The following is a 6,048-nucleotide window of genomic DNA, read 5'->3' as shown; positions in this document are numbered from 1 at the left end:
GTGTCGACTGCCAGCATGTATGCCTACTTCGATGTGGATGAGCAAACCTATCTGAAATACGTCAAGTTAACCGCCGAGAAAAAGCGTAAAGACCCTCGTGCTGGCGACAATCCCGTGTATATGGCGCTGGCCAACGAGCGAGAATATCAACACATAGGCCTAGTGGATTTTGTCGATAACTCGATGGACAGACAGACGGGCACTATTCGAGTACGTGCCACTTTTAGTAATGAAGACAACAGCTTGCTCCCTGGTCTGTTCGCCAGATTACGTACTGCCGGTAGCGGCGCCTACGACGGCATCTTGATCGACGATAAAGCCGTAGGCACGGATCTGAACAATAAGTTCGTCTTAGTGGTGGCAAACGATGGCACTGTGGAGTATCGCGGCGTCACCCTAGGTGAAAAAGTTCAAGGTTTACGCATTGTTAAGCAAGGTTTAGCGGCAGACGACAAAATCGTCGTCAATGGCATGCAAAGGGTTCGTCCTAAGATGCAAATTGAGCCACACCTGGTTGATATGGCCGACAGTGAGCAGATAGAGGCGCTTCGTCAAGCTCAATTACTGCTTGATAAACATCAAGAAAATATCACCACCCCAGACGTTGAAGTAGCGAGCCGCGGTTAAGGAATCCAACAGAATGTTGTCGCAGTTTTTTATTAAAAGACCGATATTTGCAGCCGTACTCTCGCTGCTATTTTTTATCACAGGGGCGATTGCCGTCTGGCAATTACCCATTACCGAATACCCTGAAGTGGTACCGCCAACAGTAGTTGTGACCGCCAACTACCCTGGCGCGAACCCTAAAGTCATCGCCGAGACGGTTGCCTCGCCCTTAGAGCAGGAAATCAACGGCGTTGAAGACATGCTGTATATGTCATCGCAGGCGACATCCGATGGACGCATGACCTTGACCATCACCTTTGCCATTGGCACCGATGTGGACAGGGCGCAAACCCAAGTGCAGAGCCGGGTAGACCGCGCTATGCCACGTTTGCCACAGGAGGTTCAACGCCTAGGGATTGTGACCGAAAAGTCCTCGCCCGACTTAACCATGGTGGTGCATTTACTGTCGCCGGATAATCGTTATGACATGCTGTATTTGTCTAACTATGCGGCATTAAACGTAAAAGATGAGTTAGCACGCATCAAAGGTGTGGGCGCGGTGCGTTTATTCGGTGCGGGCGAGTATAGTCTGCGGATTTGGCTTGACCCGAATAAAGTCTCGGCGCTTGGCATGTCGCCAGCTGAAATTATCGCCGCCGTACGTGAGCAAAATCAGCAAGCGGCAGCGGGCAGTTTAGGGGCGCAGCCTAGCGGTAATGCCGACTTCCAACTCTTGATTAACGTTAAGGGTCGTCTGACCGAACTGTCAGAATTCGAAGACATTATCATCAAGGTCGGTCAAAACGGTGAGGTGATCCGTCTTAAGGATGTCGCTCGTGTTGAACTCGGTGCAACTAGCTATGCGCTGCGTTCATTACTGGATAACAAAGACGCAGTAGCGATTCCTGTGTTCCAAGCGTCGGGCTCGAATGCGATTCAAATCTCCGACGATGTGCGCGCTGAAATGGCAAGACTGGCGAAGTCTTTCCCCGAAGGACTGCAATACGAGATTGTGTACGATCCGACCGTGTTTGTGCGTGGATCTATCCATGCGGTAGTGAAAACCCTGCTCGAGGCCGTGTTCTTAGTGGTACTCGTGGTGGTGCTGTTCCTCCAAACTTGGCGCGCCTCGATTATTCCGCTGGTGGCAGTGCCTGTATCTTTGGTGGGTACCTTCGCCTTTATGCACTTGATGGGCTTCTCGCTTAATGCGCTGTCGCTGTTTGGTCTGGTGCTGGCTATCGGGATTGTGGTCGACGATGCCATCGTGGTGGTAGAAAACGTGGAGCGAAATATCGCTTCGGGTTTAAGCCCTATTGCCGCGACACAAAAAGCCATGAAGGAAGTGACTGGGCCGATTGTGGCAACCACCTTAGTGTTGGCCGCGGTGTTTATTCCGACCGCCTTTATGAGCGGATTAACCGGGCAGTTTTATAAGCAGTTTGCGCTGACTATCACGATTTCGACCTTTATTTCGGCCATTAACTCGCTCACCTTGAGCCCGGCGTTATCGGCGTTGTTACTCAAGGGTCATGATGCGCCTAAGGATGCGCTCACACGGTTAATGGATAAGCTGTTTGGTGGCTGGTTATTTACGCCCTTTAACCGCTTATTCAACCGTGCATCAGAGGGTTATGGCTATTTAGTACGTAAGGTGATCCGTTTTGGTGGCATTATCGGACTGGTTTATCTGGGCATGGTTGCGCTTACGGGCGTGCAATTTGTGAATACCCCAACGGGCTATGTGCCTGGACAGGATAAGCAGTATTTAGTGGCATTTGCCCAATTACCGGATGCGGCCTCACTCGAGCGTACCGATGCGGTGATCAAGAAAATGTCCGACATCGCCTTGAATCACCCTGGTGTGGCGCACTCTATTGCCTTCCCCGGTCTGAGTATCAACGGTTTTACCAATAGTCCTAACTCGGGCGTGGTGTTTGTTGCCCTAGATGATTTTGAGTTACGTAAGAGTCCTGAGCTGTCGGCGAATGCGATTGCTGGCCAGTTAAATCAGCAGTTTGCTGGAATTCAGGATGCGTTTATTGCCATCTTCCCGCCGCCACCTGTGCAAGGCCTCGGCACTATTGGAGGGTTCCGTCTGCAAATTCAAGACAGAGCCAACCTTGGTTATGAGGCCTTGTATCAGGTGACCCAACAAGTAATGTACAAGGCGTGGGCCGATCCACAATTAGCGGGGATTTTCTCCAGCTATCAAGTGAACGTGCCACAACTTGAACTGGATATCGATCGGACTAAAGCGAAACAGCAGGCAGTGTCGCTCGATCAAATTTTCCAGACATTACAAACCTATATGGGCTCGACCTATGTCAACGACTTCAATCGTTTCGGTCGTACCTATCAGGTGAATATGCAGGCCGACGAAGCATTCCGTCAAAGCCCGCAGCAGATCAGTCAGCTAAAAGTGCCTAATGTGAATGGCGATATGATCCCACTCGGCTCCTTTATCAATGTGAGTCAGAGTGCGGGGCCCGATCGTGTGATGCACTATAACGGTTTCACCACGGCTGAGATTAACGGTGGCCCAGCACCCGGTGTGAGTTCGGGGCAAGCGCAGGCGGCGATTGAGAAAATCCTTGCCGAGACTTTGCCGATAGGCATGACCTACGAGTGGACTGAACTGACCTATCAGCAGATCCTCGCCGGTAACACAGGCTTGTTAGTGTTCCCTCTGGTGATCCTGCTGGTGTTTATGGTGCTGGCGGCGCAGTACGAGAGTTTGAGTTTGCCATTGGCGATTATCTTAATCATTCCAATGACCTTACTCTCAGCGCTCAGTGGTGTGCTTATTTATGGCGGTGATAATAATATTTTCACCCAGATTGGTCTTATCGTCCTCGTGGGCTTAGCGACCAAGAACGCGATTCTGATTGTCGAATTTGCCAAGGAAAAACAAGACCATGGTATGGAAGTCATGGAGTCGATTCTCGAGGCGGCGCGCTTACGCTTACGCCCCATCTTGATGACCTCTATTGCCTTTATCATGGGGGTGGTGCCTATGGTGTTCTCAACCGGAGCGGGCGCTGAGATGCGTCAAGCCATGGGGGTTGCGGTATTTGCCGGCATGATAGGGGTGACCTTGTTTGGCTTAATCCTGACGCCATTGTTCTACTACGCGTTAGCTAAACGCAGTCGTCGCAAAGCAGAAGCATTGGCTGGGCAATAGTTCAGCCTGTTCAATCGATTAACAATAAAAAAGACCTGCAAATGCAGGTCTTTTTTTCGCCTTTAGCGGCTAAATATTCAGGAAGTAACTATATTTAGATTAGCGTGTTAAATTAGGATAATTCGATGAATGCTTTTCAGCCCCAAGAAATCCGCGTCAAAATTGATGTCCGGCATGCGCTGTTGGCCGTGGCGACCGTATTGGATTTCGTCGGTGTAGATGACTTACACCATGGTCATAGAGTGGCTTACATGGCTTACGAATGCGCTAATGTGTTGGGATGGCCCGATGAAAAGAAGCAATTTGCCTATTTTGCTGGGCTTATCCATGACTGCGGCGTGTCTTCTTCCGAGGAGCACTTACGGCTACTCAAACTAATGCAACCGGAAGATGCCAATTCCCACAGTCGCCGTGGCTATGAGGCATTAATGAAGTGCCCCATTTTAGATACCTTCGCCTTGATAGTGCTTTATCACCATACCCCTTGGCTTGAATTGCAATCGATAACGATTCCTGAATTTGACCGTGACCTTGCCGCATTAATCTTCCTCGCCGACCGCACCGATTTTCTGCGTGCACGCTATACCCATGGTTGCCATGAAGAACTTATCACCCTCCACGAGGGCTTAGTCGCGGATAATTTACTGGCCCATAGTGATGTGCTGTTCGAGCATAAGATGGTAGAAGCCATGTGCCAATTAGTTAGTAAAGATGGTTTTTGGTACAACATGGAGGCTGCCTATATTGAGCAAATGGCCTTAGGGTTTGAAGCTAATCAACTGTACGACAAAGAGTTAGATATTGAGGGCGTTAAACAATTAGCAAGATTTTTGGCGCGGATTGTCGATGCGAAGAGCCCCTTTACCTTTCATCATTCGGATAAAGTTGCACTACTGGCAAAACTGGTCGCCAAGGATTGCGGTGTCTCGGATACCGATGCTGAGCTACTGTACGTTGCTGGGCTTTTACATGATGTTGGCAAGTTGAAAACCCCCGATTTATTGCTCCACAAGGAGGGGAAATTAACCAAGGAAGAGTACTCGATTATCAAGCGTCATACCGTCGATACCGACCATACTTTAAAGAGTTTTTTTCCAAAATCAGTGATTGGTGAGTGGGCATCAAACCACCATGAGCGTCTCGATGGTTCGGGTTACCCCTTTAGAAAAGGACCAGAACAGTTAGATTTACCTTCGCGTATCCTTGCAATCGTCGATGTGTTTCAAGCCTTAACCCAAAAGCGGCCCTATCGTGGCTCACTGCCCCTGCAAGAGATCTTGGACATAATGCAGCCTATGATAGATAAGGGACAACTAGATGCCTATGTTTACGGCGTGCTGATGGCTGATATAGATAATTTTTATCGACTCTCGACACAAGAGTTTCAGGCTTAGCGGTCGCCAAAGGACAAGAAAAGCTAGAGCAGTAAATCTGGGGTAATTGGCGTAAACTGTGTGGCCGCATCCATCAGGGATTTTGCCGTAAGGGATGGCACCCCATAGATCTCTGCATCGACATCAAATTTTTGTCTTATCTTCTCAAGCAAGATCGCAAAATCCCCATCGCCAGAAAGCAGTATCACAGTATCCACCTCGGAAGCTATTTCGAGTACATCGATTGTGATGCCAACGTCCCAATCTCCCTTCGCCGACCCATCGCTGCGCTGGATAAAGGGCTTAAGCTTGAGTTCAAAGCCTATATGTCTTAGGGCATCCTGAAACTTTAACTGACCATCGTCACCCCGATGAATGGCGTAGGCGATAGCGCTGACGATCTCGCCCTGTGCACTTAACTCTTGCCAGAGTTTGCGATAGTTAAACTGGCGCTGATAAGCCTCACGGCAGGTGTAATAAATGTTTTGTACATCGACAAAGAGGGCGATTTTTTTCAAGGGATTTGAGTATTGCTATCAGGGGGAAGACTCCCCGCACTATAGCACAGCAAGATGATAATGGGCGCGAAAGGGGAATATTCACACTTGGAGTAACGGATTACCGCCTATGAGTTGTTCCTGGGGGATTTAAACTTCCGCTAAACGCCAGAGGATTTAAAGTATTGCGCCGGCGTGGAGCCAGTATACAGTATATTGTTTAAAGAAGCTGATAAAGGCGCTGTCGCTGTTATGCGTCGGACTTGGTTTCGCAGATTTTGTAGGTTGGACAGAACGTAGAGGGAACTCATCTGAAACCTAAATGAAAAAGCCAAGGGATGAGGCCCTTGGCTTTTTATGGTTTAAGCAAACGCTTTATTCACGCCGT

4 protein-coding genes are annotated in these 6,048 nt (G+C 49.2%); 3 read left to right on the top strand and 1 reads right to left on the bottom strand.

Going from position 1 to position 6,048, the window contains the following annotated elements; all coding sequences use genetic code 11:
- The 3 genes from ACK5NH_RS12715 to ACK5NH_RS12705 all read left to right on the top strand — a co-directional run.
- Window positions 1–627 (top strand): efflux RND transporter periplasmic adaptor subunit (locus ACK5NH_RS12715; RefSeq protein ID WP_416920591.1); only part of this gene is annotated, 627 nt, incomplete at its 5' end.
- Between the two features lie 13 nt (window positions 628–640).
- Entirely contained in the window at window positions 641–3,790 is a 3,150-nt protein-coding gene (locus tag ACK5NH_RS12710; RefSeq protein WP_416920589.1) for an efflux RND transporter permease subunit, read from the top strand.
- Between the two features lie 125 nt (window positions 3,791–3,915).
- Window positions 3,916–5,184 carry an HD domain-containing phosphohydrolase gene (locus ACK5NH_RS12705; RefSeq protein ID WP_416920587.1) on the top strand — a complete coding sequence of 423 codons (1,269 nt, stop codon included), beginning with the start codon at window positions 3,916–3,918 and terminating at the stop codon, window positions 5,182–5,184.
- A 23-nt stretch (window positions 5,185–5,207) separates the two neighbouring features.
- Here ACK5NH_RS12705 and ACK5NH_RS12700 read toward each other — a convergent pair whose 3' ends face one another.
- Window positions 5,208–5,681 carry an NYN domain-containing protein gene (locus ACK5NH_RS12700; protein ID WP_416920585.1) on the bottom strand — a complete coding sequence of 158 codons (474 nt, stop codon included), beginning with the start codon at window positions 5,679–5,681 and terminating at the stop codon, window positions 5,208–5,210.
- Between the last annotated feature and the right edge of the window lie 367 nt (window positions 5,682–6,048).

The sequence above is a fragment of the Shewanella sp. genome, from assembly GCF_047975355.1.
Taxonomy (GTDB): domain Bacteria; phylum Pseudomonadota; class Gammaproteobacteria; order Enterobacterales; family Shewanellaceae; genus Shewanella.
The sequence above is the reverse complement of the archived record's forward strand: the minus strand, read 5'-3'. Positions and strand labels throughout refer to the sequence as shown.

What these genes read in the sequence shown, in the direction of transcription:
- ACK5NH_RS12705 (WP_416920587.1), top strand. Translation starts at nt 3,916, where the DNA reads ATGAATGCTTTTCAGCCCCAAGAAATCCGCGTCAAAATTGATGTCCGG.
- ACK5NH_RS12710 (WP_416920589.1), top strand. Translation starts at nt 641, where the DNA reads ATGTTGTCGCAGTTTTTTATTAAAAGACCGATATTTGCAGCCGTACTC.